Raw genomic sequence first — 286 nt, forward strand, 5'->3', positions numbered from 1 at the left:
CGGCAGCCATAAGAGCGATACACCAGAGCACTTCTAGCTCGATGACAACACTATCGAGGGAATCGTTGGCATCTCCCCCGCGCTCAAGCCCAAGGAAGCGGCAGGCCTCCCCCACTGCAAGCGCTTCGGCATTGACGAACAAAAGCGGACGTTCCCCCTTTTTGGCAGCGTGCCAAGAACCTTCATACGGTATCACGGCCGACCGAGGAGCCTGCGCATACAGGCGTGTATACTCGATTCTTAACAGGTGAAACAAAGAATCACTGTCTAGGTTGTGGGCATAACC

Annotated in this window: 1 protein-coding gene; it reads right to left on the bottom strand. The window is 55.2% G+C overall.

Features of this window, described 5'->3' with window-relative positions:
• The coding region (locus RR877_RS10660) for a hypothetical protein (protein WP_332628259.1) at window positions 1-196 on the bottom strand (196 nt) is incomplete at its 3' end.
• Between the last annotated feature and the right edge of the window lie 90 nt (window positions 197-286).

Origin of the sequence: Aurantimicrobium sp. (genome assembly GCF_036667855.1) — a bacterium.
Lineage (GTDB): Bacteria > Actinomycetota > Actinomycetes > Actinomycetales > Microbacteriaceae > Aurantimicrobium.